The sequence below is a fragment of the Marivivens sp. LCG002 genome, from assembly GCF_030264275.1.
GTDB lineage: Bacteria > Pseudomonadota > Alphaproteobacteria > Rhodobacterales > Rhodobacteraceae > Marivivens.
This window is the reverse complement of sequence record NZ_CP127165.1, coordinates 2,098,736-2,124,431: the sequence shown is the minus strand read 5'-3', so window position 1 is coordinate 2,124,431 and position 25,696 is coordinate 2,098,736. Positions and strand designations below refer to the sequence as shown.

The following is a 25,696-nucleotide window of genomic DNA, read 5'->3' as shown; positions in this document are numbered from 1 at the left end:
TACCTTTTACGATGTGGAATACATGCCTTCATAGATAGGCACGAGGGTCTCGTCTTCAAAGAGCGAGGAAACTGAAGTGCCGTTCCAGATGTTCAGGATCGCTTGAGCGAACATCGGTGCGGTCGGAACGATGCGGATGTTCGGGCAGCTCTTCACCGCTTCGGTCGGCTCGATCGAGTCGGTGATGACCAGCGATTTCATGACCGAGTTGCGGACGCGCTCGACGGCCGGTCCCGACATCACACCGTGGGTGATATAGGAGTGAACCTCGGTCGCACCGTGCTCCATGAGCACTTCGGCAGCTTTGCAAAGCGTGCCTGCTGTATCGCACATGTCATCGACGATGATGCACTTCTTGCCCTCGACGTTACCGATGACGGTCATTTCCGCGACTTCGCCGGGTTTCTCGCGGCGCTTGTCCACGATCGAGAGAGGGGCGTGGATGCGCTTGGCCAACTCGCGTGCACGCGCCACACCGCCGACGTCGGGCGATACGACCATGAGGTCGTCCATCTGGCCTTTGAAGTGGTGCTTGATGTCGAGCGCGAAAATCGGAGCGGCATAGAGGTTGTCTACGGGCACATCGAAAAAGCCCTGGATTTGGGCTGCGTGCAGATCCATGGTCAGAACGCGTTCGATACCCGCTTCTGCGATGAGATTTGCAACGAGCTTTGCCGAGATCGGGGTCCGCGCCTTGGTGCGACGGTCCTGACGGGCATACCCGAAATAGGGGATCACTGCGGTGATGCGACCTGCGGAAGAGCGACGCAGCGCGTCCGAAATGATGAGAAGTTCCATCAGGTTGTCGTTCGCAGGGCGCGAGGTCGACTGGATGATGAACATGTCTTCGCCGCGGACGTTTTCGTAAACCTCGACAAAGATTTCCTGATCGTTAAAGCGCTCGACGCGGGCGTCGACCAGACCAACGCTCATCCCGCGATGCATCGACATGCGACGGGCAATGGAATTGGCGAGTGGTTTGTTGGCGTTTCCCGAAATGAGTTTCGGTTCGTTCATAGCCGGCATCTAGACTATCCCCAGGTGGTTGCATCCATCACATGACGGAATCGTGACGTTGACACCGCCTAGCACAAGGATACCGTCGCGTGAACCGATCAGGAGGGCTAGGAGGATCAAATGCCGCATATAGATTACTTTTTTGCGACCCTTTCACCGTATACGTATCTCGCTGGAACGCGTCTTGAGGAAATCGCTGCCAAACATGGCGCGACCATCACTTATAAGCCTCTTGATATTATCGCGCTCTTTGCGCGCACAGGCGGCACGCCGCCGCTCGAGCGGCATCCCTCGCGGCAAGAGTATCGCGCCCAGGAATTGCGCCGTCAGGCCGCCAAGACGGGGCTTCCGTTCAATCTGCGTCCGATGTTCTGGCCGACAAACGGCGCTCCTGCCGCCTATGCGATTATCGCGGCTCAGGCCGAAGGGGGTGGCGATTTGGGCAAACTTGTCCACGCGGTGACAGCAAGCGTCTGGTCGCGGGAAAAGAATATTGCAGAAGACGACGTTGTTCGGGAATGTCTAAAGGAAGCAGGGTTCGATCCCGCGCTGGCCGACAAGGGCCTGATGCTCGGGGCAGAGACCTATGCGGCGAATCTGGAAGAAGCCGTGAGCCGAGGGGCTTTCGGTGCACCGTTTTACATAACCGACACTGACGAAAGGTTCTGGGGTCAGGATCGGCTTAATGATTTAGATGCGTATTTAAGCGGGACTTTGTAATGCCGATAGAAGAGCACGAGGGACTTTCGATCTTTGTTCAGGACTTCGGAGACGGCGAACGCACCGTCCTCGGTATCCACGGAACCCTCGGGCATTCTGGCAATTTCAAACGACTCGCCGCAGAGCTGGACGGGAAGGCGAGGGTCATTGCCTTTGACCTTCCCGGACATGGTCAATCGCAGGACTGGGATGGGGGCGTCGATTTCTGTCTTCTCTCGCTCCAAGTGGCCAACAGCATCCTCGGTGTCGAGCCGATGGATCTCGTCGGGCATTCCTATGGTGCGCTTGTCGCCCTTTCGCTTGCGATGCATCGGCCTGATGTCGTGCGGTCCCTGACGCTGGTCGAGCCCATTCTCTATTCGGCTCTCGAAGGATCGGAACTTTGGGAGAAACATCAAGCGCGGATTGCTCCGATGATGGCGGCCGTCGATGCGGGGGATCAGGACACAGCAGTCAACACCTTCATGCGGCATTGGGGCGGAACGGGCTATTGGGAAAATCTCCCCGAAGAGCGCCGCCTTGCTGTGTATAAGAATATGCGCTTCATCAAAGCCTGCGATAACTTTTGCCACACCGATGTTCTGTTGCAGGAAGGCGGGCTAGAGAGCCTCGCCATGCCTGTGATCGTGGTCTATGGGACCGAGACCTTGGCTGAGATGCCTGTCATCTGCGAGAATATCGCCGCAAGGATGCCCGATGTCGGCGTCGCGACCGTCGACGGAGCAGAGCACAATGTGCTTATGACCCATCCTGCTCAGGTGGCTGGTTTGCTCGAAGTAAACTTCAGCCGTTCATAAGCGACAGGAAGCACTCTACATCTTCGTCCGTGGTGCACCAGCTTGTCACAAGGCGCGCCGAAAGGTCCACATCTAAGGGTCCTTCGATGTCTTGATCGAACGGCCAGAAGTAATAGTTTGCGCCACCGTCGATGAGGCTTTGATGCTTCCCGCGAGGCCATTTCGCGAAGACGCAATTGGCATCCGTGGGATGCAGAAGCGTCGCCCCTGCTTTCACGATCCCTTGGGACAACAGAGCGCCCGTGCGGTTCGCCTCGCGTGCCATATCAAGCCAAAGACCATCAGCGAGATAGGCCTCCATTTGTGCCGAAAGATAGCGGTGCTTGGAGAATAGATGCCCGCCGCGTTTGCGGCGCAGTTCGAACTCCCACGCGCGCTTGGGATTGAAAATCACCACGGCTTCGACGCCCATCAAGCCATTCTTGGTGCCGCCGAAGGAGAGCACGTCGATACCCGCTTTCCACGTCATCTCCGCAGGGGTGGCCCCTGTTGCGACGATCGCATTGGCAAAGCGTGCCCCATCGAGATGACAGGGGATACCGTGCTCGTGCGCAAGAGCGGTCAAAGCCGCAATTTCGGAGGGGTGATAGACTGTGCCTTGTTCGGTCACATTTGTGATCGAGAGTGCACCTTTTTGAACGTTGTGGACGCCAGCGCGCGCGGTAAAGTGGATCGCCTTGCGCAGCTCTTCGATGTCGATCTTTGCGTCTTTGCCTTCGAGCAGCGTGAGCTTGGCGCCATTGGTGTAGAATTCCGGCGCACCACATTCGTCTTCTTCGATATGGGCGTTGCGGTGGCAATAGATCGTCTCCCAAGGCTGGCAGAGGATCGACACGGCAAGAGCATTCGCGGCCGAGCCTGTTGCAACGAGATAGACGGAGGCTTCGGGGGCTTCGAACAGGTCGCGGATTTGATCGCGCACCCGATCCATGATTGCGTCCGTTCCATAGGATTTGGCATAGCCTTCGTTGGCGCGTGCCAGAGCCGCCAGCACGCTCGGGTGGGCAGGGCTCGTGTTGTCGGACGCAAAGAACATCAGGTCGGCTCCTCGATAATGTGGTTTTCCCAGTCGTCATCGTCGACTTCGAACTCGGGCACGGTCAAGCCGCGCATCGACACACCAGCCTCGTGAACCGACATGGGATCGCCGGAAATGAGCGGATGCCAGTGATAGAGGTCCCGCCCCTCTGTCACCAAACGATAGGCACAGGTCTGGGGGAGCCAATACATGTTCTCGGCAATCGTCTTTGGTGACATGACGATACATTCGGGGACGAATTGGTGACGGATCGGGTATTGGCTGCAAAGGCAGGTCGAGTCGTCCAGAAGGCGACAGGCCACGCGGGTAAGAACGACTTCGCCCGTCTCCTCGTCTTCAAGTTTGTTGAGACAGCATTTTCCGCAGCCGTCGCAGAGCGCTTCCCATTCTTTCTGGGTCATCTTGTCCATCGGGACATTGGCCCAGAACCGCTCGCGAAGGCCGTTTCGGTCGATCTCAGCCATCCGCGAGGATCTCGCGGGAGCGGGCGCAGTCCTTGTCCATTTGCTCGATCAGCGCTTCGAGGCTGTCGAACTTGAGTTCGGGACGCAGGTATTCGATCAAAGCAACCGAAAGCTCTGCGCCGTAAAGATCGCCTTTGAAATCGAAGATGAATGTTTCGCAATTCGGGATGTTGTCGCCGAACATGGGGCGCACGCCGATCGAGGCCGCCCCACCATACGTGCCCTTGTGCGGGCCGGTGAGCACATCGACCTTGACCGCATAGACACCCAATTTGGGGTGATGCAGTCCCGTTATCGACATATTCGCTGTAGGATACCCCAAATCGCGCCCGCGCTGGTCACCGCGGATGACCGTGCCTTCGATGCGGTGAAGGTGGCCGAGCATCGCGGCTGCGCCTTGGGGGTCTCCTTCGGCAAGTGCGGTGCGGATCGCCGTAGAGGAGACCTCTCCCGCGTCGAGCGCCAGAAGCGGAACGATCGTCACACCAAAGCCGAGTTCTTTGCCAAGATTGACGAGAACCTCGGTCGTGCCCGCGCGGTCTTTGCCGAAACAAAAGTCGGCGCCGACGATCACATGGCAAAGTCCTAGACGTTTGACGATGACTTCCTGCGCGAATTCCTTGGGCGAAAGGCTCGCCAGTGCCTTGTTGAAGGGCACCTCGTAGAGCACATCCACCCCGAGTTTCGCCAAACGGTTCGCCTTGGCCTCTGCATTCATCAAACGGAAGGCAGGGGCGTCAGGTGCGAAAAACTGGCGGGGGTGAGGTTCGAAGGTCAGAACGCCCAGCTTGGCGTTGTCCTGTTTCGCCACATCACGGGCGTGATCCAGAACCGCTTGGTGTCCGAGATGGACGCCGTCGAAATTCCCGATGACCGCGGCAGCTCCACGGTCGGCGGGATCCATATAAAGAGTGTCTCGGACGATACGCATAATGGCTGCGTAACTCCCCTTGCGGTCTCTTGCAAGCGGGGGTGTGCGTTATCAGTCGAACTTGCGGCTCGGGGCAAGCACAGTGGCCTCGCCGATGAGGATCTTTTTGCCGTTGACGAGACAGCGGGTGTCCATCGTCACGCGGCGCTTGGCGTGGTCGATGCCCGTGACCTCGACTTCGGCAAGCACCATGTCGCCCGGACGCACGGGGCCGAGGAATTTGAGGGATTGTCCAAGATAGACCGTGCCATGGCCCGGAAGCTGTTCGCCGATGACCGCAGAGACAAGACCGGCGGTAAGCATACCATGCGCGATCCGACCCTCGAAAATCGTATCACGGGCATAGTCATCATCAAGGTGAACGGGGTTTCTGTCCGTCGATACTTCGGCAAAGAGCTCGATGTCGCGGTCGGTCACCACCTTGCGGAGCGACCGGACCATACCGATCTCGATGTCCTCGATGCAGATCGTGCCACGGGGTGCGTTATCCAGCATGTTGCGCTCCATTGAGTAACAAATAGTCCCTTTTGGGGTTTCATTTGAAACTAAATTACTTCGCAACTGCAGAAACTTCAACCCTAAAATGACTAGCGCAAGAAGCCTATCGCATAGGTGGGATTTGAGTTTTCCGTCTGGATATAAGCCTTTAGCGCATCGGCGTCGGGTTGTGCTTTAGTCTTGGTTTCTGCAGCTGCAAGGCCGCCGGTGATAAAGAGGGAATCAATATCCTCGCCCATTGCGCCGAGGATGTCGGTCTTGATGCCGTCGCCGATGGCAATAATGCGGGGTGCCTCCACTGCATCGTCCAGCGCGGAAAGTCGTCGGCGGGCGAGATCGTAAATAGGTGGATGGGGCTTGCCGAAATAGAGGCTCTCGCCGCCCATTTCGGTATAGAGCTGGGCAAGTGCGCCTGCGCACCATTCCCGTGCCTCGCCACGGTCGATCATTATGTCGGGGTTGGCGCAGAGGAGCTTCATCCCTTTGGTCTTGGCATAGAGAAACTCGGGGCGCATGACATCGGGATCGGCGAGGGGATCAAACGGGCCACAGCACAAAATACCCGTTGCTTCGTCGAGGGGAACGCTTTCGACCGTGATCGGGTTTTCAAGGATCTGCGGCGTCTCGAAAAAGCTCAGATCGTGATCCTGGCCGATAAAGAACACCTTGCCGCCGATCGCGCCTGTAAAGAGAGCGACGCGTGCGCTGTCACCAGAGGTGGCGATAGCGTCATAGCACTCGGGCGGGATGCCCATGCGCGTGATTTGCTCGGCGACATAGTTCCATGCTCTCGGCGCATTGGTCACAAGGACAACCTTGCCGCCGCGCGCACGGTAGGATTTCATCGCCTCGACCGCCGCGGGATAGGCGTGAATGCCATTATGCATACAGCCCCAAAGGTCGACGAATGCAGCGTCATAGTTGTCTGAAATGTCGGAGAAGGCGTTGATAATCTCGGTCATATTGGCCTCTTGTCTGTTGCGCCTTGGATGCCACAGTGCTGTCGTGGTTGCACATGAAAAAGGGCGCCGAAGCGCCCTTTGTTCCCCGTATCGGGAAAAGATCAGAGCTTGAGTGCAGGAATGATCTGCTTTTTGCGGGACATGACGCCCAGAAGCACAACCGTGTCGCCCGAAACCGTCGCGCCAAAGCTCTTTTCGGCGAGCGTTTTGACAAGATCGTTCGGAACGAGCAGGGTTGCTTCTTCGCGAAGAATGTCGACTACGAAGAGGATCACTTGGTCGACGCCGTCTTCCTTGGCCACTTCGACCGAGGTTTCCATCAGGCTTGCCTTGCGATCGAGGATGATCTTGGGTGCGGTGGTTTCAAGAACCGAAACGCGGAACTTGGTGCCCTCTACGGAATATTCCTTGGAGTCCATGCGCAGCAGTTCCGCATCCGAGAAAGCCGAAACATCGGATTTGGCTTCGAACATCTCGCTCGCATAGACGGCGATATCGAGGTTCAACTCGGCGGCCAGTTTCTGGGCAAGCGCGCGGTCGGTGTCGGTCGTCGTCGGTGAGCGGAATTCCAGTGTATCCGACAGGATGCACGACAGCATCAGACCCTTGATGTTGTCGGGCATGGTTTCGGCGTCAGCGCCCATCAGATCGTGCATGACCGTAACAGTGCAGGCGAGGGGGCGGATGGTGATGTCGATCGGACCCTTGGTTTCAAGGCCGCCAACCAGCTTGTGGTGGTCGATGATCGCTTGGATGTCTGCATTGTTGATGTTGGCAGGCAGTTCGGCGGGGTTGTTGGTGTCGACGATGACCACGGGCTGATCGTTTTCAACGTCCGCGATGATCTCGGGCAGGGCAAAGCCCCACTTTTTTGCAACAAAGGCAGCTTCGGTGTTCGGCTGGCCAAGCAGTTTGGCTTTGGCATCGACGCCTTTGGAGTTGAGATACCATTCCCAAATCAGCGGAGCGCCGGTCGAGTCGGTGTCGGGAGCTTTGTGGCCGAAAACAAAGGTGGTCATTGCGGGAATCCTGCGAAACATGAAATTTGCGCGCCTTATATGCGCTGCAGCATCGCTTGTCACCACTGCCCAAACCTGCTGCGGCAAAGGGGCTTCTGCGGGGAACGGGGGCGGAAAAATCCGGCTCTGATTTTTATGAGGGAAGCTGTTGACAGGCGTTGAACAGGTCCCTAACTATGCCCCGTTAGCACTCGGATCGAGTGAGTGCTAATAGCCCGAGAGGGCTCGGAGAGATAACTGATAGCTGAGGAGCTACTACAATGGCTTTTAAACCGCTGCATGACCGTGTTCTGGTCCGCCGTGTACAGAGCGACGAAAAGACCAAGGGCGGCCTGATCATCCCCGACAGCGCCAAGGAAAAGCCGGCTGAAGGCGAAGTCGTTGCTTGCGGCGAAGGCGCTCGTAAGGATTCGGGCGAGCTGATCGCAATGGCTGTTAAGGCTGGCGACCGCGTTCTGTTCGGCAAGTGGTCCGGCACCGAAGTCACCGTCGAAGGTGAAGAGCTTCTGATCATGAAAGAAAGCGACATTCTCGGCATCATCGCCTGAGAACCTTTCTTTTCAAACACAAACTAATTCAGACGAGGAATACAGCAAATGGCTGCTAAAGACGTCAAATTCGGCACCGACGCGCGTAACCGTATGCTTAAGGGTGTAAACATCCTTGCAGACGCAGTGAAAGTGACCCTCGGCCCCAAAGGCCGTAACGTAGTTCTGGACAAGTCCTTCGGCGCTCCGCGCATCACCAAAGACGGTGTTTCGGTCGCCAAAGAGATCGAGCTTGAAGACAAGTTCGAGAACATGGGCGCCCAGATGGTGAAAGAAGTTGCTTCGCGCACCAACGACGAAGCAGGTGACGGCACCACCACCGCAACCGTTCTCGCTCAGGCCATCGTCAAAGAAGGCATGAAAGCTGTTGCTGCCGGCATGAACCCGATGGATCTCAAGCGCGGTATCGATCTTGCGACCACCAAGGTCGTCGACCAGATCAAGTCGATGGCTCGTGAAGTTGCAGACTCGGACGAAGTCGCCCAGGTCGGCACCATTTCGGCAAACGGCGAAGCCACCATCGGTCGTCAGATCGCCGATGCTATGCAGAAAGTCGGCAACGACGGCGTCATCACCGTTGAAGAAAACAAGGGTATGGAAACCGAAGTCGAAGTCGTCGAAGGCATGCAGTTCGACCGCGGCTATCTTTCGCCTTACTTCGTCACCAACCCCGACAAGATGATTGCCGAGCTTGAAGACGCTGTGATCCTTCTCCACGAGAAGAAGCTCTCCTCGCTCCAGCCGATGGTTCCGCTGCTCGAGTCGGTGATCCAATCGCAAAAGCCGCTCATCATCGTTGCTGAGGACGTAGAAGGCGAAGCTCTTGCAACGCTCGTCGTCAACAAGCTCCGCGGTGGTCTCAAGATTGCTGCCGTCAAGGCTCCGGGCTTCGGCGATCGCCGCAAGGCCATGCTTCAGGACATCGCCATCCTCACCGGTGGTCAGGTGATCTCGGAAGATCTCGGCATGAAGCTCGAGAACGTCACCATGGACATGCTTGGCCGCGCCAAGAAAGTCTCGATCTCCAAGGACAACACCACCATCGTTGATGGCGCAGGTGACAAGGCCGAGATCGAAGCACGCGTTGCCCAGATCCGTGGCCAGATCGAAGAGACCTCTTCGGACTATGACCGCGAGAAGCTTCAGGAACGTGTTGCCAAGCTCGCTGGCGGCGTCGCTGTCATCCGCGTTGGCGGCATGACCGAAGTCGAAGTCAAAGAGCGTAAGGACCGCGTTGATGACGCTCTGAACGCAACCCGCGCAGCTGTTCAGGAAGGCATCGTCGTCGGCGGTGGTGTTGCTCTGGTTCAGGCCGCAAAGGTTCTCGCTGGTGTTGAAGGTCAGAACGCTGACCAGAACGCAGGTATCGCCATCGTTCGCCGCGCTCTCGAAGCTCCGCTTCGCCAGATCGCCGAGAACGCAGGCGTTGACGGCGCAGTTGTCGCCGGCAAAGTCCGCGAGTCGGATGACAAGAACTTCGGCTTCAACGCTCAGACCGAAGAATATGGCGACATGTTCAAGTTCGGCGTGATCGACCCTGCCAAGGTAACCCGCACTGCTCTCGAAGATGCAGCATCGGTTGCAGGTCTTCTGATCACCACCGAAGCCATGGTTGCAGACAAGCCCGCAAAAGACGGCGGCGCGCCTGCAATGCCCGACATGGGCGGCATGGGCGGCATGATGTAATCATCGCCGTTACGGTATCGGGAAAGGGCTCGCATCTGCGGGCCCTTTTTCATTTTAACGCAGGATCGGCTCCAGCGCGTCATAGGGTGGGGCGTTCGGGTCTTCCCACGCAACAGCGGCAAGGCTGTCGGGTTTGACGCGGAGCGTTTTCAGCTCTTCGCGCGTCACCCATTTACGATGCGAGACAACGCCTTCGGGATCGGTCCAATCGCCTTCGGGGTCGCCTGAAATCAAAGTGCAGCGGAAATAGATGTCCACTTGATGGAAATCACCGCCCGGATCGTGGAATTCGTTCACGAGGCAGGGTGCCCCGACCATGACGCCAAGTCCCGTTTCCTCGTAAATCTCGCGCTTGAGGTTCGCGGTCAGGCTTTGATGGGGTTCCGCGCCCCCACCGGGGGCACACCAAAGATGTGTCCTGCCTTTCCAAGCGTTAACCAAAAGAAGACGGTTCTCGTTCATGATGATGCCGCGGACGGCAAGGCGGATCGGGCGAAGCATGGCCTATCGTGGCGTTTTGCGCAGCGTCACGCAAGAGAAAGACTTCTGACAACCTGAGCGAGATGCTATCTCTTGGATATGACCCGTATCGCACTCCTCTTTTCCATGTTCTTGGTTCCGCTGGCCGCTTGTGCTTCAGATCAGGAGAACGTCATGCACGAAGATCAATGCGTCGTCCTACTTCATGGATTGGCGCGAAGTGAGCTTTCGATGACGCCGATGGCGCTCTTTCTGGAAAGCGAAGGCTATGTTGTGGTCAACTCGGGTTATCCGTCGACGGAGCGGACGATCGAGCAGCTCGTGGACGAGGATGTCACCCGTGACGTCGAAGCCTGCGGCGATCATCAGGTCAATTTCGTCACCCATTCCATGGGCGGTATCTTGGCGCGTGCTTGGCTTGCCAAGAACAGACCCGCGAAAATGGGCCGTGTGGTGATGCTTGCCCCGCCCAACAAAGGGTCCGAGTTGGTGGATATCTTCGGCGAGTGGGAGCCCTTTGAATGGTTCAACGGTCCTGCGGGGCTCGAGCTTGGGACCGAACCCTCATCCGTGCCCAATTCGCTTGAAGCGGCGGATTTCGAGGTCGGGATCATCGCGGGGAACCAATCGCTCAACCCGCTCTTTTCCAACCTGATCGAGGGGGCGGACGACGGCAAAGTCTCGGTCACGTCAACCGTTCTCGAGGGGATGACCGATCACCTCGTTCTTCCGGTGACCCATACCTTTATGATGAACAATCCCCTCGTGATGGCACAAGTCGCGGCCTTTCTCGAGATAGGGCGCTTTGACCGCGATCTATCGCTCGGCAATGTGATCTTTGGAAAGTGAAAGGGCGCCCTATGCGGCGCCCGTCACTGTGTTGATATGGCCCATCTTGCGACCGGGCTTTGCGTCTGCCTTGCCATAGAGATGGATCGCGGCAGAGCCTTTCGCGATCTCGGGGATACGGTCGATGTCATCCCCGATCAGGTTTTCCATCACCACGTTCGAGTGTCGTTTGCCATCCCCCAAGGGCCAGCCCGCAACAGCGCGGATGTGCTGTTCGAATTGGTCGATGGTGCAGCCGTTCTGTGTCCAGTGACCCGAGTTATGCACACGCGGCGCAATCTCGTTCACGATCAGTCCCTGCGCCGTGACGAAAAGCTCGACCCCCATCACGCCCACATAGTCGAGCGCTCCAAGGATTTTCGCCGCGATCAGGATGGCGTCCGTGCGCTGCGCAGGGGTGAGCCGTGCGGGAACCGTCGTGGTGTGTAGGATACCGCTGCGATGGACGTTTTCGCCGGGGTCGAAACAGGCGACAGAGCCGTCAAGGCCGCGCGCCCCGATCACCGAGACTTCGTGGCTGAAGTTGACGAAACCTTCGAGGATCGCAGGAGCGCCGTTCATATCGGCATAGGCGGTGTCGGCATCCTTGGCGTCCATGATCCGCGCTTGCCCTTTGCCGTCATAGCCCATGGTGCGGGTTTTGAGGATGGAGGGTGCGCCGATAGTTTCGAGCGCCGTGGCCAGTGCTTCGCGGTTCGGGATGTCGGCGAATGGAGCGGTGTTGAGGCCAAGCCCCTGAAGGAAGGTCTTTTCGATCAGGCGGTCTTGCGAGGTGGCGAGCGCCTGCCGACCCGGTCTGATCGGTCTGGCTGCCTCAAGCAGATCGAGCGCAGACGTGGGGATGTTCTCGAATTCGTAGGTGATCACATCGACCGACGCAGCAAAGGCGGCGAGCGCATCGGCGTCGTCATAAGACGCGGTCGTTACCTTGTCCGCGACGTGGCCTGCGGGCGGGTTCGCGCTTGGTTCGAAGATATGCGTTTTGAACCCGAGACGGGAGGCCGCCACCGAAAGCATACGGCCAAGTTGACCGCCGCCCAGAATGCCGATGGTAGAGCCGAGGGGGAGGGGATTACTCATTGACGGGCTCATCGGGGATGGAAGCGGAAAGCGCTTCGCGCCACGCATCAAGGCGTTCTGCAAGTGCGGGATCTTGAAGCGCAAGGATACCAGCGGCCATCAGGCCTGCGTTCGACGCACCGGCGGCACCGATGGCCATGGTCGCCACGGGGAAGCCTTTGGGCATCTGGACAATGGAATAGAGGCTGTCGACGCCCGAAAGCGCCTTGGTCTGCACGGGAACGCCGATCACAGGCACGCGGGTCTTGGACGCCATCATGCCCGGAAGATGTGCCGCGCCGCCTGCTCCTGCGATGATCACCTGAAGGCCACGGCCGGCGGCCTCTTTGCCATAGGTCCAAAGACGGTCGGGCGTGCGATGGGCCGAAACGATCTTGGCTTCATACGAAATGCCGAGTTCGTCGAGAATATCGGCGGCAAGCTTCATCGTGGGCCAATCGGACTGGCTCCCCATGATGATGCCGACTTGGGTCTTGGACATCTGAATTCCCCCTAGATCACAGGAAGCGGCACTATACCCACGTAGAAGGAGTGTGCAATTGCCCTTGGGCGTATCAGGCGATGATATCGGGGAAAATGCGATCTTCGAGCTGCGCGATCTGGTCCTTGAGCGCGAGCTTTTGCTTTTTGAGGCGTCGCAATGTCAGCATATCTGCGGACGCACGCTCTTCCAAAGCGTGAATCGCTTGGTCCAGATCACGGTGCTCACGCTTGAGAACTTCGACTTTGATGCGAAGCACGTCAATCTGATCCATTTTGGCTGATTTATTCATTTGAACTCTCGTTCGGAAATCACTCTATCAGAATAAGTCTTTTGATTGCTTTGCGCTAGCCCCGCCCCTTGCGGCTGCGGAAAAATCTCCCCATATTTCGATCAATGGCCGCCGATTTCGGGGCCGATGTGGACTGTCGCTTGATTAAGGACGTGGCCGATGACCAAACTTACCTTGGGGACTCACCCCTATCTCTTGGGCTTCGAACAGCTGGAACGGCTGGTGGAGCGCACGGCAAAGACCGGCAACGAAGGCTATCCGCCTTATAACATCGAACAAACCTCGCAGAATTCCTATCGCATCACCCTTGCCGTGGCAGGGTTTTCCGAAGACGATCTTGCCATCACGGTCGAAGACAATTCGCTCGTTATCCGTGGCCGTCAGGCCGACGATAGCGAAGGCCGGATTTTCCTGCACCGCGGGATTGCGGCACGTCAGTTCCAACGCTCTTTCATTCTGGCAGATGGCGTCGATGTGGGCGAGGCGGTCATGGAAAACGGTCTCTTGCACGTCGATCTCACTCGCAAAGTGCCCGAAAGCGTTGTCCAAACCATCAAGATAAGGAGGACCGGCAAATGAACTCCCGTTTTGCGCTTCCAATTCTGAACGACAAAATCGTCTATGTGAAACCTGTAGAGGTCTCGGACCTGCCCCCCGAAGTGCGCGAGCAGGCAGGCGATCTCAAGGAGCTTTTCTCGGTGCATAACTCCGAAGGTGTGCAGATCGCGCTTGTGGCGGATCGGGCATTGGCCTTTGCGCTGGCGCGACAGCATCAGCTTACCCCCATGACGGTGCATTAGAAGCTGCATCGACAAATAATCGCCGCAACCGCCCAATTTGTGCGACGGAAACGCGTGCAGGTCGCGTATCATGAGGCAGATACGGAAATGTGAAAGGGTTGTTCATGTCGTCGCCTGCAAAATATTCAAAGCCCCAGATCGCGCTCCATTGGGGCATGGCCCTGTTGTTTTTCGTCAGTTTCGTCTCGCACGAGGGAATGAAAGATGCTTGGCGTGCTTTGGTGCGCACAGGCGAACCTGCTATGAGCGTGGGCGCAGCGGTGCATGTGTGGGTCGGAGTGCTCCTCCTCGGACTGGTTGCGGTTCGGATCGTTACGCGGCTTCTCAAAGGTGCGCCCCAACCGGTTGAAACAGGCAACAAGCTTGTCGATCTTTCGGCCAAGATTGCCCATCTGGCGCTTTACGGCGTGATGATCCTTGTTCCGCTAAGCGGCGCTATGGCGTGGTTCGGCGGCGTGCGCGACGCAAGCGAGGTCCACGAGGTGATGTTCACCCTAGGTCTAGCTCTTGTCGGTGTGCACATCGTCGCCGCGGTCTATCACCAATTCATCCTCAAAGATGGATTGATGCAGCGGATGCGCTGACCAAAAGGAAACTGCCCCGCCTAGCGCGGGGCTTTTTCTTAGCGAACGATGTTTTCCGTCTGGAGGAACATATTCCCCCAAGCCTGATCGATGAGTTCGGGCGTCATCTGATAGGGGATCCCCTCGAACTCGCAGATCGCAATGATCTGGTCGAGCAAGAACACAGGCTGATAGTTGGCATAGGTGTTGTTGATCGTCGGGTATTTGTGCTTGAGAAGGTAGATGAGCGATTGCTCGTCCAGAGGCACGCGCTTTTTCCGCGCCACAAGCGCAAAGATTTTCAGGAAATTCTCTTTGCTCGGTCCGTCGATCTTGATCTTGAAAAAGATACGGCGCAGTGCCGCTTGGTCGAAAATCTCGTTCGGGTGAAAGTTCGTTGAAAAGATCACCAATGTATCGAAGGGCGTTTCGAATTTCTCGCCTGATTGAAGCGCAAGGATGTCGCGCCCTTCTTCAAGCGGAACGATCCAGCGGTTGACTATTTTTTGCGGCGGTTCTTCCTGACGACCAAGGTCGTCGATGATGAAAATTCCGCCCGCCGATTTCATCTGGAGCGGGGCGGTATAGGTCCGCGCAATGGGGTTATAAACAAGATCGAGCATTTCAAGCCCAAGTTCGCCCCCCGTTACAACTGTCGGTCTTGTGCATTTCACATAGCGTTGGTCGTGCTGCAATGTGCGGCGAAGAGCGTTGGGATTCTCATCGGTCTGACCGACGGCTGTATGCACGATCGGATCATAGACCGTGATGACTTGACCCGAATATTCGATAGCGCGAGGGACATAGATCATATCGCCGAGCGCGTCGCGGATACCGTTCGAGATCGAGGATTTCCCGTTACCCGGTGGCCCATACATCAGAATCGAACGCCCTGCTGATACCGCAGGCCCGAGGTTGTCGATCAAACTGTCGGGGAGAATGAGATGCCCCATGGCTTCGGTCAGTTGCTTGCGGGTGACCTGGATATTGCGGATCGATTGGCGTTTGACCTGCGCGGCATAGTCATCCATCGGCACAGGCATCGCGCCGTAATATTCGGACTGCCCGAGCGCATCGAGCGCACGGGCGCGGCCCGTATCGGTCAGCTGGTAATTCATGTCCGAATTCTCGCCCCCGACGAGACCATTGGCCTCGAGCAAAAGCTGTCCGCGTGCCAGATCGACAAGCGATTGCGCCACAGGCACCGTCACGCAAAGCGCCTGAGCAATCTGGCGCACCGTCGAGAGGTTCTGTCGAAAGATCGTCTTGATCAATATGTCCCGCATCATAACGATCGGAAGCCCCATCGCCTCGATCGTGCGAGGGGCTGGCGGTGCCATAATTGTGGAAGCTTGCATATTCATGGGGCGAAGACCGGGATCAATAAGAGTATTGTTTCCGTTCTCGCGGGTAATCATGGCGAAAGAATGAAAAAATGCCCACTTTAGATGGGCATTCGCTTGGCATTCAGAGGACTTCGAAAAGGGGAAGCGCCAGATAATAGGCCAGTGCCGCACTCAGCGGAAACCCCATTGGAAAACGTCGTCCCGTTTCCCAGCTTTGCCAGTGCGGGACCATTGCCCGAAGGGGCGACATCCGGGCAAGGCGATGCGCCGCAAAGGCCGCGAGGAGCGCTCCGCAAAAAATAAACAGGACAAGGACGGCATCCGAAGCAGCCACAAACGGGGCGGCCGCAGCGATGAACTTAGAATCCCCCGCGCCCATGGCGCCTGCGGCATTGAGGATCATACCGACCACCAACATGCCAAGACCTTGGGCCCAGCGGATCCCATAGGTTTCGAGCGGCATCACAAAAGGCCCCAGAACGACAAAGACTGTGAACAAGGCATAGACCGAGACATTCGGGATCTTCATCGAGCTCAAGTCACGCCACGCCACATAGATGCCGATCACCAAAGCAAAAGGCAAAAAGACTAACGATTGCGTCAATGTCAGATGCGTCATCAGTTGCTTACATTGTCTTCAAGTGCACGAAGCGAGCGTGCCGCCGCTTCGAAATGCTGCGGGTGGGTGTCGATGGCTTCGCGCAAGAGGCCCTTGGCGGTTGTCACGTCGCCTTGCTTGACGGCTGTGAGGGCAAGGGTGTGCAACAGTTGCGCACGCTCCGTCTGGGACATGGGCACAACAGGAAGATCATAGTTGCGTTGCGCACCGCGCGCGAGGACAAGGTTGTTCTTGGCGGTAAAGAGAGAGCTGTCCTGACGCACCGCATCGCCGAAGAGACGCTCTGCTTCGACATAGGCGCCACGGGTCAATTTGGAAAAGCCCCAGTTGTTCAGAACGCCTGCGGGCTTGGTGGTGAGCCCCACAGCCGTTTCATAGAACGTGTCGGCGCGTTTCCAGTCGCTGTTGCTGTCCGCGACCATGGCCTCGAGCCGGTAACGCTCAAAGGTTTCGTGGGTCGGTGGAACCGAATTCAGAGTAGCTTGGGCATTTTCCCAATCATTTGCGCGGATATAGGCCCCTGCAAGGTCCACGCGATCATCATTGGTCGCCTCAGGATGGGCGACAACGTCCTTCCACGCGACGAGAGCCTCGGTGGCCCGCGAGGCCCGTGTCAGAGACGCCGCCAGACCCCGCATCAGATCGATACGGCCCGGATCGTTGGCCGAAGCGCGTGCAAAATAGGAAACCGCCTCGTCCGGATCAGCGACCGAAAGCATCACGTCATTGAGGTTGGTTTCGTCAACAACGTTCACATCGCGCAAAGCGCGCGCAACTTCTGCGTCACCAGATTTCTGGCATCCGCTCACGACAAGCGCAGCCGCAAAAGCGGTTGCAATCACAAGGGTTTGGCGCATCGCCTGCGTCCTCTACTGCTCTTGTGCTAGTGCGTCGTCAAAAGGACCGTTTCGCTTGATCCACGGCGCACCAGCCGGAATTCTTCATTCTCTTGAGGTGCAGAATACAGGGGATTATCCAGTTTTGCGAGTGCCAAGCGCAGGTTGTCGCGGATTTCGTCGGAATTGCCGTTGTCCGTGGCATATGCGCGACGGAAGACCTCGGAGGCTTCTGCGATTTCACCGCGTTCCATGAGGACCACCCCCAAGTTGTTCCACGCGGATGCAAAGTCGGGGTCTTCCTCGACGGCGCGTCGCAACAGATCCTCGGCTTGGTTCAAACGACCAAGCTTGAGGTTGGCCGAACCGAGCGCGGATAGCGTGTCGATGTTCAAACCCTGTTGCGCGGCGGCGCGAGTATAGGCCCTGAGCGCTAGTTCGTATTCGCCCGCCGCCATAAGGCGGTGTCCGACCGAGAGACCGTCGATGTCGGATTTTCCCGCAACCCCGGGCGCGAATACGCCGTCAGATGAATTGAGGCCGCCCGTGGTGCAGGCGGCCAACATGAGACACAAAAGTAAAACGTTTGTTCGAAAAATCGTCATCGCCCTACAGACTGTTTGCGCCCCCGAAGCTCGTCATGATGTCATAGATCGAGGGTCCGATCAGAATGATCAGAAGCGGCGGCACCGTCAACAGCATCGTCGCAAGAGTCATCTTGGTCGGCAGGGTATTCGCCTTTTCTTCGGCGCGCATCACGCGTTTGTCACGCATTTCGCTCGAATAGACCTTGAGCGCGTCGGCAATCGATGTGCCGAACTGTTGCGACTGGATGAGAACGGTCACAAAAGACGCGATGTCGGGAACACCGCAGCGCTCGGCCATGTCCTTGAACACCGCCATCTTGTCTTTGCCTGCTTTCATCTCGTAGCTGACGATTTCGAATTCATGGGCGAGGGCGGGAAAGCCGCTGCGCATTTCTTTCGACACGCGGATGATCGACTGATCGAGCGACTGGCCCGCTTCGATACAGACGAGCATCATATCAAGACTGTCGGGAAACCCGTTGACGATTTCTTCCTGACGGCTCGCTTGACGGCGCGTGACCCAATATTTGGGGAACATATAGCCGCCGACGCCCGGACCGATGATATACATCGCGCGGTCTTGGGTCGTGAGTTCCGAAAAATCGGCAACGCCAAAGGCATAGAGCAGCCCGACCATAAGACCCAAGATCCCGAGCGCGAACTGCGCGAAGTGATACATCCGAACCGAGTTCTTGGAGGTATATCCTGCCTGCAACAGCTTGAGCTTGACGGCCGAATAGTCCTCTTGGTTCTGGGGTTCGAGAAAGTTCGAGTATTTCTCGAGTTTGTCCTTCTTCTGGACCTGTCGAAGCTTGGCGGCCGGAACGCTCGCGTCTTCTTTGACTTTGATGCGTCCGCCCGTCTTGAGCTTTTCAAGCGGGTCTTCCTCTTTCTTGAGCATGATCGGCAGCGTCAAGAGCACGAGCGTCAGCCCGAGAAAGCCGACAAGGATCAAGGGGCCGAACGGCCCGAGAAGGTCGACGAGCATCTGTTGGATTTGTTCTACAATCGCCATTTTCCGCCTCAGACCTTGATGTTAACGAGAGTGCGCATGACAAAGAGGTTCAGGCCGAGAAAGGCCGCAACCACAATACAAGCGGGGATGAACACGGGCGTATCCTGAACGTCCGCATAGTAGTCGGGCTGGGCAAGGTTGATCCCGACCAAGGCGACAAGTGGAAAGACCGAAAGAAACATGCCCGACCATTTCGCTTCGGCCGTGATGGCCCGAACGCGGCGAAAGAGCTTGAAACGGGCACGGATCACTTTGGACAGTCCGTCGAGGATTTCGGCAAGGTTACCGCCCGACTGCTGCTGGATCGTGACGGCCATCGCAAGAAAGCGCAAATCCTGCATATCGATGCGGTCGGCCATTTGTTTGAGTGCTTCGCCCATATCGCGCCCATAGGCGGTCTCGTCGGCGATGACGCCCATTTCGGTGCCGAGCGGATCGGGCGCCTCTTTCGCGACGATCCCGATGGCAGAGCTTATCGGGTGCCCCACGCGCAGCGAGCGCACCATAAGTTCGACCGCATCGGGAAGCTGTTCCTCGATCATGTCCATACGCTTTTTCGCCTTTTTCGCGATCCACATATAGACCCCGCCGACCCCCATCCCGACGGCAACAACGGCGCGCACCGGCAGAGACGCGGTGGTGCCGACGGTCAGCGCCATAAAGGCACCGGCCCCGAGCACGACCATGATCAGGATGAGTTGCGAGGGAGAAAAGGCGATATTCGCCTTTTGTGCCTTGGATGCGAGAAGCGAATACAGCGGAATTTGCTGGCTTCTGAGGTGCTGCGTCATCTCCTTGCGGAGTTGTTCAAGCACCTGTTCGCGGCCGCCGCCTTTTTCCATAAGCTCGAGGCGCCGATTGACGCGGCTGTTGAGCGAAATGGATTTACCGAAGATCGTCAGATAGATGCCCTCGACCACGAGAAGCACCGCGATAAAGATCAAACCATAGATAATCGGTTCTGCTGAAAGGGTCATCTGGCGTTACTCCGCGGCATAGGGTTCAAAGATTTGCGGCGGCAGGTCATAGCCCCACAGGCGGAAACGCTCCGAGAAGTGCGAACGCACGCCCGTGGCGGTGAAATGGCCGATGATCTTGTTGTCGGGGGTAAGTCCGACGCGCTGATAGCGGAAGATCTCCTGCATCGAGATGACGTCGCCTTCCATCCCGGTGATTTCGGTGATCGACACCATGCGGCGTGAACCGTCCTGAAGACGCGAGGCCTGCACGATCAGGTTCACTGCCGAGGCGATCTGCGAGCGCACGGCCTTGATCGGCATTTCGATCCCCGCCATTGCGATCATGTTTTCAAGACGCGACACGCCATCTCGGGCAGAGTTGGCGTGGATCGTGGTCATGGACCCGTCGTGGCCTGTGTTCATGGCCTGAAGCATGTCGATCACTTCTTCGCCGCGGGTTTCCCCGACGATGATACGGTCGGGGCGCATACGAAGGGCGTTACGCAAACAGTCACGCTGGGTCACGGCGCCTTTGCCTTCGACGTTCGGGGGGCGGGATTCCATGCGGCCGACGTGGGTCTGTTGCAGCTGGAGTTCTGCGGTATCCTCGATCGTCAGAATGCGCTCGCTGTCGTCGATAAACGAAGACAAAGCGTTCAGGGTCGTCGTTTTACCCGAGCCCGTGCCGCCCGAGACGATGATGTTGAGACGGGTTGCCACTGCGGCCTGAAGGTAGGCGGCCATCTCTTCGGTAAAAGCGCCGAACTTGACCAGATCGTCAATGGCCAGCTTTTCCTTTTTGAACTTACGGATCGATACGAGAGAGCCGTCGATCGCAATCGGTCCGACCATGGCGTTGAAGCGCGAGCCGTCAGAAAGACGGGCGTCCACATAGGGATTGGATTCATCCACGCGGCGGCCAACGGCAGACACGATCTTGTCGATGATCCGCAAGAGGTGTTTTTCATCCTTGAACGTCACATCGGTGAGCTGGAGCTTACCCGCGCGTTCGACGAAAATCTGTTGTGGGCCGTTTACCAGAATATCGTTGACGCTGTCGTCCTTGAGTAAAGTTTCGAGAGGACCAAGGCCCGTGACCTCGTCATAGAGGTCCTGGTTCAGGGCCAAGCGCTCTTCGCGGTTGAGCACCATGCCGAGCTCTTCGAGCGTCTCGCCAGAAATGGCGCTGATCTCGGTCTTGAGATCGTTTTCGGTCGCGGTTTCCAGAGCGGCGAGGTTCAGGTTCTCGAGCAGGGCCTTGTGCACCTGAAGCTTGATTTCCTGAAGACGCTCTTTGCGCTTTTTGTCCTTATCCGCTGAGACAGGCGCGGCGGCTTTTGTCGGCTGCGGCTTTCTGAAGCTGCGCACTTCGGACGGAGCAACAGAAACAGGGCTTGCCGGTGCGGATGAACCGCCGGAGGAGCTGCGCGCGGTCTGGAGTTTGTGGATCGCAGCAGAAGCCGAGGAAGGGGCTTTGCCGGATGCGCTTTTCTTATATTTCGAAAACATCTGCTAACCTCTTACTTTCGCTTTTTCTTTTTCGTCGAAACACTGGCTTCGCCCACGTTGACGTCGTGGATCGATTTGGCGAGCTTGGCGATTTCCTTGCGAAGCGCATTCTTGGGTGCCGCGCTTGACAGTGGCTGGCCGTGATCGTTGGCCTGCATGATCTGCTTGCCGCCATCGGGGAAGGTCACGTCGATAGAGATACCCAAGCTGTCGGCAAGCCGTTTGATACGGGCTTTGCCGTTCAGGTCGGTGAATCCGGGCGCGCGGTTCAAGATGAACCTGAGCTTGTCAAAGGGAAGATCCTCGGACTGGAGCGCACGCTTGAGCCGAAGCGTGTTCTGGGCGGAGCGCATGTCGATCTCGAGAAGCGCAAAATAGACGTGCGCCTTTTCGAGAATGGTTTGGGTCCATTCCACGAGCGTGGTCGGCATATCGACGACAACATAGTCGAAGTTCGCCAAAGCAATTTCGAGCAAACGTTCGACATCAGGCGGTCCCATGATATCCAAGGGCATAATGTCGGGCGGTGACGTCAGAACATAGAGCTTATCATGCACGCTCAACGTCGCCTGCATAAAGGCTTCTTCGTCGGCTGCTTCGGTATCGGTGATAAGCTCCATCACCGCCTCGCGGCGATCGACGTCGAGATAGGTTCCGACCGATCCGTATTGCAGATCGAAGTCGATCAAGAGAACGCGCGGGGCATCCTCCTTTTCGACGGTTGAAAGCTCGTAAGCCAGATTACAGGCAAAAGTCGTTGCTCCTGTGCCACCCGCCATACCTTGAACGGGGATCAACACACCCGAGCGGTCATTCTTGGCCTTGAGATTATGCTCGTTCCGGCTCGGGGCGATTTCAGGCTCTTCAGGTTCCGAAGTCACACGTTTGATCGCCTGAGCCAATTCGCCATCAGGGAGCGGGTAAGGCACGAATTCGTCGCCGCCTGCCTTGAGAAGTTTATGAAGAGCGGTCGGCGAGACATCCTCGGTCACGAGAATAATGCGGATGTCGCGGGCTTTGGCCGCAACAATCAATGCAATCACCTCGTCGAGCGAGGCTTCGTCTTCGGCATCAAGTGCAATGGCGAGGAATTGGAGCGCTTCGGCTTCGGGTTGCTCGAGAAACAGCATACAATCGCCGAACCCGAGGTCACCCCATTGCTCGCCCATGGCTGTTTCCATGTCTTCGATCAACAGGTCGAAAAGCTGCACGTCTCTGCTCACCGTGCAGGCCAGGATCGGCTGCGGTTCCGGTTGCAATAGCGCTGGACTACTCATTTGGCCTTCTTCCTCAAATTCAAGGGGAGATTCCCCAAGCGCCAGGTCGGAATCATCCGAACAAGGCTATTCTTTGAGATAGAAAATCGTCGCCAATCGTGACCTAAATGCGGCCAAAAGGATATAATTGTGCGGAATTTAACGACGATCCATTTGGCGCGGTTGAAATTGTTTACCGCGCCAAGCCGATCTTATTCGCTCGTGCCCGTTGCGCTTCCGTTGAAGAGCGTGGCGGGAACCGAGGCGCTTTGCACATAATCTCGGAAGATGATCTCGGCATATTTGCCGTTCATCACCATCGGGTTCGAGTTCACAAAGCCCGTGACCTCGGTGACGGTGCGGCGGTTGGCCCGTTCACGTCCTTCGGTCACGACAAGAGGCTGTGTTTCGCCATGGCTGACAACCGCTTCAAGTCGCGAGCGCTGTATGCCTTGGGTCTGAAGATAGAGCACGGCGGCCTCGGCGCGGCGCAGACCGAGCGTGCGATTGTAGCTTGATGAGCCGACGAGGTCGGTATGGCCGTAAACCTTGAAGCGCACTTCGGGAAATTGACGCATAAAGTCGGCCTGAGCGCGCAAGGTCGCGCGGGCCTCGTCATCCAGAACATAGGAGTTGAAGGCAAAGTTGATCGTTGTCGGCACCTGCGCCACGAAGCGATTGTTCAGATTGACCGTATAGCTCGACGCACCTGTCATCACCAAGGTGTTTTGCATCGTCGAATTGCCGAAGTCCGCACCATTGTTGATCAATCCCGCCTCTCGGTAGGATGAGCTATAGCCTGCTTCGTTGTTGCACGCCGCAAGGAGTGCAACCATCGAGAGGAGCGAAAGGGAGCGTGCGAGCATGGTCAGTCTCCCTTAATCCAGAACATAGCCATAAGACCCGCTGAAGTCCTGCTTGGCGACTTCTCCCGCAGCTCCGCTGGTCGGTGTGCTGCCCGTGACCTTGCCGAAAAGGAAGAGGTCTTTTTCCGAGGGAATGGTAACGCGGTCCGTCGGCAGAGCAAGCGCTTCACCACGGGTCGGGGTCACAAGATGGGGGGTGACGATAATGACAAGCTCGGTCTGCGCACGCTCGTAAGAGGCGCTGCGAAACAAGGCGCCGAGCACGGGAATATCGCCCAGCCACGGCACCTGACCGTTCAGATCGCGGAAGTCGTCCGACAAAAGCCCTGCGATTGCAAAGCTTTCGCCATCACGCATTTCCACAGTGGTCGAGGTTTCGTTGCGCTTGAAGGCGTCGATGCTCAAACCTTCGAGGATGATACCGTTTGTGGGGTCGATCGACGATACAGCCGCGTTGAGTTCGAGGTTGATGATGTCCTGATCCACAACGCGCGGGATAAAGTTCAGCTCGATCCCGAAGGGTTTGTATTGGATGGTCAGTCGGCCAGTGCTGTCCCGAACGGGAACAGGATATTCCCCGCCCGCGAGGAAATTCGCTTCTTGGCCCGAAAGCGCCGTCAAATTGGGTTCGGCAAGGGTTCGGACAACGCCGCGCGCCTCAAGAGCTTCGAGCAGGATGCCGAGTTCGAGGCCGCCCGCGTTGAAGCCGAACAAGAACGCACCGTTCTTGTCACCCGCACCGGTGTAACCTGCGGAAAGGGCGTCCTTGATGTTTGTGGCCGACTGGGTCGAATTCGACCCGCCAAAGACGCCGAGATTGTTGTTGAGTGCCGAGCCTGCAACCGAAAGAGACGACGAGAGCGATTTGGAAACCGAACGCTCCATCTCTGCAAAGCGCACTTTGAGCATGACTTGCTGGGTTCCGCCGACGCTCATCAGGTTGGAGACGCGATCGGGTGCATAGCGCTGCGCCAATTCCAAGGCGCGGTCTAGACGGGCAGCGCTGCTTACAGTGCCCGACAGAACGATGCCGTCATTGGCGGTCCGCACTTCGATTTTCTCGCCAGGCAGAATTTGCTCAAGCCGTTCTTTGAATTCGGCAATATCGGGGGTCACATGAACTTCGACGTTGGTGATCAGCCGCCCGTCCACTCCAAGGAGTGTCAGGGTCGTTCGGCCGGGTTCCTTGCCCAGAACGTAAATCGTTCGATCCGACAACGAGGAAATATCCGCGATCCCGGGGTTGGCGATGGAAAGCTCGGCAAAAGCTGTGTCACTTTCGACAACAACGGCGCGGTTCATCGGCACCTGAAGTGCCGAAGACGGTGCTCCACGCATCACCTGAAGCGTCTCTGCCCAAGGCATAGACGGTATACTGGTCATCGCAAGCGAGAGCCCGAAAAGCGCCGCTTTGATGAAAGATCGTTGTGTCATGTGACCTGCCTCTTGATCACGCCCAATGCGGGATTTTTACCCGTCGTTTGAAGCACACTGCGCGGAAAACTTATTTTTTGCAAGAATCAATGGCATAGTGATGAACGTTTATGTTGAAAATTCGCAACAAAAACGCGATTACGCGCCCAGTGAGGCGCGTAATAGGTGTGCTTGGGCCCATTTTACTTGGGGCAGGGGATCTGGATTTCGACCTTTTCGACACCGCGATTGGTGCGGATCGTGCAGATTTTCTCTTCCGCTTGGGCCACTTCGGGAGCGGCTTCTTCGACCCCGAGCAGGCTCTTCTGGTCGACTTCGATTGCTTCTGCCACGGTGTCGTCATTCATCCCGACAAGTGCGAGCGTCAGTCGTCCGCTGCTTTGCGCCTGGGTCAGGGTCGCACCCTGGTTCTGGTTCACTGCGACGGTGACGGTCTTTGCAACCATGGCGATCGAGCTGTTGGTCGCGGTGTCCTGATCGACTGCGATGATTGGGATGTTCGTCGCGATCAGGCGCGTGACTTCGCTATAGCCGCCCATGCCGCCGCCATTTGCCGTGTTTTGCCCCGTCCAATAGACGTCGACATTGTCGCCGGGACGTAGAAAACCCGACACACCGGAGGTGGCATCGACATTGATGGCAAAGGCGCGAATGCCCTTGCCCAATCGCGAGGCAAGCCCTGCATCTTCACCGGGTTCGGTCACTTTCGACGCCAGAACCGGCTCCATCGCATCCATCTGGCGCAGCACGATGCGGGGCTCCTGATCCTCGGGGAAAAGTTCTTCGGCGGTCAAGAACACGCCTTCGGGCAAAAACGGCTCGGCATAACGGATGAAAGAGACATCCTCTTTCGTAAGGATTTCGCCATAGTTGATCGTGCGGTTCATCGCGATCAATTCGACGGTCGGAACGGCCTGTTCGGCGACCGCGCGCTGCTCGGCAAGAGCAACCGCTTGTTGGTCAAAGTAGCCTTTGACCATATAGACTGCAAAGCCGGCCAATCCGAGGCCGACGATGAGGACGAGTCCGAATACTGCTCGCAT

General features: G+C 57.3%; 30 protein-coding genes. 8 read left to right on the top strand and 22 right to left on the bottom strand.

Features of this window, described 5'->3' with window-relative positions; genetic code table 11:
• Nucleotides 1–6: 6 nt before the first annotated feature.
• Complete coding sequence (locus tag QQG91_RS10530; protein ID WP_285770184.1) at nucleotides 7–1,026, bottom strand: ribose-phosphate pyrophosphokinase; 1,020 nt, start codon at nucleotides 1,024–1,026, stop codon at nucleotides 7–9.
• A gap of 111 nt (nucleotides 1,027–1,137) precedes the next feature.
• On the opposite strand from QQG91_RS10530, the gene QQG91_RS10525 reads away from it, so the two are divergent.
• Both QQG91_RS10525 and QQG91_RS10520 read left to right on the top strand, forming a co-directional pair.
• Nucleotides 1,138–1,737 (top strand): 2-hydroxychromene-2-carboxylate isomerase, encoded by a 600-nt coding sequence (locus tag QQG91_RS10525; RefSeq protein WP_285770183.1) that lies wholly within the window; start codon nucleotides 1,138–1,140, stop codon nucleotides 1,735–1,737.
• Nucleotides 1,737–2,534, top strand: a complete 798-nt coding sequence (locus QQG91_RS10520) for an alpha/beta fold hydrolase (protein WP_285770182.1) — start codon at nucleotides 1,737–1,739, stop codon at nucleotides 2,532–2,534. Before QQG91_RS10525 ends, QQG91_RS10520 begins: the two co-directional genes overlap by 1 nt.
• Here QQG91_RS10520 and QQG91_RS10515 read toward each other — a convergent pair.
• The 6 genes from QQG91_RS10515 to QQG91_RS10490 form a co-directional block, all read right to left on the bottom strand.
• Nucleotides 2,521–3,570 (bottom strand): threonine aldolase family protein, encoded by a 1,050-nt coding sequence (locus QQG91_RS10515; RefSeq protein ID WP_285770181.1) that lies wholly within the window; start codon nucleotides 3,568–3,570, stop codon nucleotides 2,521–2,523. The genes QQG91_RS10520 and QQG91_RS10515 overlap by 14 nt on opposite strands.
• Nucleotides 3,570–4,037, bottom strand: a complete 468-nt coding sequence (locus tag QQG91_RS10510; RefSeq protein ID WP_285770180.1) for a YcgN family cysteine cluster protein — start codon at nucleotides 4,035–4,037, stop codon at nucleotides 3,570–3,572. The genes QQG91_RS10515 and QQG91_RS10510 overlap by 1 nt, the downstream gene beginning before the upstream one ends.
• Nucleotides 4,030–4,968, bottom strand: a complete 939-nt coding sequence (locus tag QQG91_RS10505) for a bifunctional riboflavin kinase/FAD synthetase (protein WP_285770179.1) — start codon at nucleotides 4,966–4,968, stop codon at nucleotides 4,030–4,032. Before QQG91_RS10505 ends, QQG91_RS10510 begins: the two co-directional genes overlap by 8 nt.
• A 51-nt stretch (nucleotides 4,969–5,019) precedes the next feature.
• The gene (locus QQG91_RS10500; protein ID WP_285770178.1) at nucleotides 5,020–5,463 is read right to left on the bottom strand and encodes a MaoC family dehydratase; all 444 of its coding nucleotides are present in this window, start codon (nucleotides 5,461–5,463) and stop codon (nucleotides 5,020–5,022) included.
• 92 nt (nucleotides 5,464–5,555) lie between these two features.
• Nucleotides 5,556–6,428, bottom strand: coding sequence for a TIGR01459 family HAD-type hydrolase (locus QQG91_RS10495; protein WP_285770177.1), 873 nt, complete (start codon nucleotides 6,426–6,428; stop codon nucleotides 5,556–5,558).
• Nucleotides 6,429–6,529: 101 nt separating this feature from the next.
• Complete coding sequence (locus QQG91_RS10490; protein ID WP_285770176.1) at nucleotides 6,530–7,447, bottom strand: manganese-dependent inorganic pyrophosphatase; 918 nt, start codon at nucleotides 7,445–7,447, stop codon at nucleotides 6,530–6,532.
• Nucleotides 7,448–7,707: 260 nt separating this feature from the next.
• Here QQG91_RS10490 and QQG91_RS10485 point away from each other — a divergent pair, with 260 nt between their 5' ends.
• Nucleotides 7,708–7,995 carry a co-chaperone GroES gene (locus QQG91_RS10485; RefSeq protein WP_285770175.1) on the top strand — a complete coding sequence of 96 codons (288 nt, stop codon included), beginning with the start codon at nucleotides 7,708–7,710 and terminating at the stop codon, nucleotides 7,993–7,995.
• Nucleotides 7,996–8,043: 48 nt separating this feature from the next.
• Nucleotides 8,044–9,681 (top strand): chaperonin GroEL, encoded by a 1,638-nt coding sequence (gene groL / locus QQG91_RS10480; protein WP_285770174.1) that lies wholly within the window; start codon nucleotides 8,044–8,046, stop codon nucleotides 9,679–9,681.
• 54 nt (nucleotides 9,682–9,735) lie between these two features.
• Here the strand turns inward: groL and QQG91_RS10475 are convergent, their stop codons facing one another.
• Nucleotides 9,736–10,182, bottom strand: a complete 447-nt coding sequence (locus QQG91_RS10475) for an NUDIX domain-containing protein (RefSeq protein ID WP_285770173.1) — start codon at nucleotides 10,180–10,182, stop codon at nucleotides 9,736–9,738.
• Between the two features lie 78 nt (nucleotides 10,183–10,260).
• Here QQG91_RS10475 and QQG91_RS10470 point away from each other — a divergent pair, with 78 nt between their 5' ends.
• A complete protein-coding gene (locus tag QQG91_RS10470) occupies nucleotides 10,261–11,010 on the top strand; it encodes an alpha/beta hydrolase family protein (protein ID WP_285770172.1) in 750 nt (249 codons plus the stop codon).
• 9 nt (nucleotides 11,011–11,019) lie between these two features.
• Here the strand turns inward: QQG91_RS10470 and QQG91_RS10465 are convergent, their stop codons facing one another.
• From QQG91_RS10465 to QQG91_RS10455, 3 genes are all read right to left on the bottom strand, one after another.
• On the bottom strand, nucleotides 11,020–12,090 hold the full coding sequence (locus QQG91_RS10465) for a 5-(carboxyamino)imidazole ribonucleotide synthase (protein ID WP_285770171.1): 1,071 nt from the start codon (nucleotides 12,088–12,090) through the stop codon (nucleotides 11,020–11,022).
• A complete protein-coding gene (purE, locus tag QQG91_RS10460) occupies nucleotides 12,083–12,571 on the bottom strand; it encodes a 5-(carboxyamino)imidazole ribonucleotide mutase (RefSeq protein WP_285770170.1) in 489 nt (162 codons plus the stop codon). Before purE ends, QQG91_RS10465 begins: the two co-directional genes overlap by 8 nt.
• A gap of 73 nt (nucleotides 12,572–12,644) precedes the next feature.
• Nucleotides 12,645–12,863, bottom strand: coding sequence for a YdcH family protein (locus QQG91_RS10455; protein ID WP_285770169.1), 219 nt, complete (start codon nucleotides 12,861–12,863; stop codon nucleotides 12,645–12,647).
• A 159-nt stretch (nucleotides 12,864–13,022) separates the two neighbouring features.
• Between QQG91_RS10455 and QQG91_RS10450 the strand changes: the two genes are divergently transcribed.
• The 3 genes from QQG91_RS10450 (at nucleotide 13,023) to QQG91_RS10440 (ending at nucleotide 14,247) form a co-directional block, all read left to right on the top strand.
• Nucleotides 13,023–13,442 (top strand): Hsp20 family protein, encoded by a 420-nt coding sequence (locus QQG91_RS10450; RefSeq protein ID WP_285770168.1) that lies wholly within the window; start codon nucleotides 13,023–13,025, stop codon nucleotides 13,440–13,442.
• Nucleotides 13,439–13,663, top strand: coding sequence for a DUF1150 family protein (locus tag QQG91_RS10445; RefSeq protein WP_285770167.1), 225 nt, complete (start codon nucleotides 13,439–13,441; stop codon nucleotides 13,661–13,663). Before QQG91_RS10450 ends, QQG91_RS10445 begins: the two co-directional genes overlap by 4 nt.
• Nucleotides 13,664–13,767: 104 nt before the next feature.
• Complete coding sequence (locus tag QQG91_RS10440; protein ID WP_285770166.1) at nucleotides 13,768–14,247, top strand: cytochrome b; 480 nt, start codon at nucleotides 13,768–13,770, stop codon at nucleotides 14,245–14,247.
• Between the two features lie 38 nt (nucleotides 14,248–14,285).
• On the opposite strand, the gene QQG91_RS10435 is transcribed toward QQG91_RS10440, so the two are convergent.
• From QQG91_RS10435 to cpaB, 11 genes are all read right to left on the bottom strand, one after another.
• A complete protein-coding gene (locus tag QQG91_RS10435) occupies nucleotides 14,286–15,590 on the bottom strand; it encodes a DUF8689 domain-containing protein (RefSeq protein WP_285770165.1) in 1,305 nt (434 codons plus the stop codon).
• A 103-nt stretch (nucleotides 15,591–15,693) separates the two neighbouring features.
• On the bottom strand, nucleotides 15,694–16,191 hold the full coding sequence (locus QQG91_RS10430; protein ID WP_285770164.1) for a prepilin peptidase: 498 nt from the start codon (nucleotides 16,189–16,191) through the stop codon (nucleotides 15,694–15,696).
• Nucleotides 16,191–17,048, bottom strand: a complete 858-nt coding sequence (locus QQG91_RS10425) for a tetratricopeptide repeat protein (protein WP_285770163.1) — start codon at nucleotides 17,046–17,048, stop codon at nucleotides 16,191–16,193. The genes QQG91_RS10430 and QQG91_RS10425 overlap by 1 nt, the downstream gene beginning before the upstream one ends.
• Before the next feature lie 26 nt (nucleotides 17,049–17,074).
• Nucleotides 17,075–17,593 (bottom strand): tetratricopeptide repeat protein, encoded by a 519-nt coding sequence (locus QQG91_RS10420; protein WP_285770162.1) that lies wholly within the window; start codon nucleotides 17,591–17,593, stop codon nucleotides 17,075–17,077.
• Between the two features lie 43 nt (nucleotides 17,594–17,636).
• Nucleotides 17,637–18,629 carry a type II secretion system F family protein gene (locus tag QQG91_RS10415; protein ID WP_285770161.1) on the bottom strand — a complete coding sequence of 331 codons (993 nt, stop codon included), beginning with the start codon at nucleotides 18,627–18,629 and terminating at the stop codon, nucleotides 17,637–17,639.
• A gap of 8 nt (nucleotides 18,630–18,637) precedes the next feature.
• Entirely contained in the window at nucleotides 18,638–19,606 is a 969-nt protein-coding gene (locus tag QQG91_RS10410) for a type II secretion system F family protein (RefSeq protein ID WP_285770160.1), read from the bottom strand.
• Between the two features lie 6 nt (nucleotides 19,607–19,612).
• The gene (locus QQG91_RS10405; protein ID WP_285770159.1) at nucleotides 19,613–21,097 is read right to left on the bottom strand and encodes a TadA family conjugal transfer-associated ATPase; all 1,485 of its coding nucleotides are present in this window, start codon (nucleotides 21,095–21,097) and stop codon (nucleotides 19,613–19,615) included.
• 11 nt (nucleotides 21,098–21,108) lie between these two features.
• A complete protein-coding gene (locus QQG91_RS10400; protein ID WP_285770158.1) occupies nucleotides 21,109–22,374 on the bottom strand; it encodes a CpaE/TadZ family protein in 1,266 nt (421 codons plus the stop codon).
• Nucleotides 22,375–22,565: 191 nt separating this feature from the next.
• Entirely contained in the window at nucleotides 22,566–23,219 is a 654-nt protein-coding gene (locus QQG91_RS10395; RefSeq protein ID WP_285770157.1) for an OmpA family protein, read from the bottom strand.
• A gap of 12 nt (nucleotides 23,220–23,231) precedes the next feature.
• Nucleotides 23,232–24,653 carry a type II and III secretion system protein family protein gene (locus tag QQG91_RS10390; protein ID WP_285770156.1) on the bottom strand — a complete coding sequence of 474 codons (1,422 nt, stop codon included), beginning with the start codon at nucleotides 24,651–24,653 and terminating at the stop codon, nucleotides 23,232–23,234.
• Between the two features lie 182 nt (nucleotides 24,654–24,835).
• Complete coding sequence (gene cpaB / locus QQG91_RS10385) at nucleotides 24,836–25,696, bottom strand: Flp pilus assembly protein CpaB (RefSeq protein ID WP_285770155.1); 861 nt, start codon at nucleotides 25,694–25,696, stop codon at nucleotides 24,836–24,838.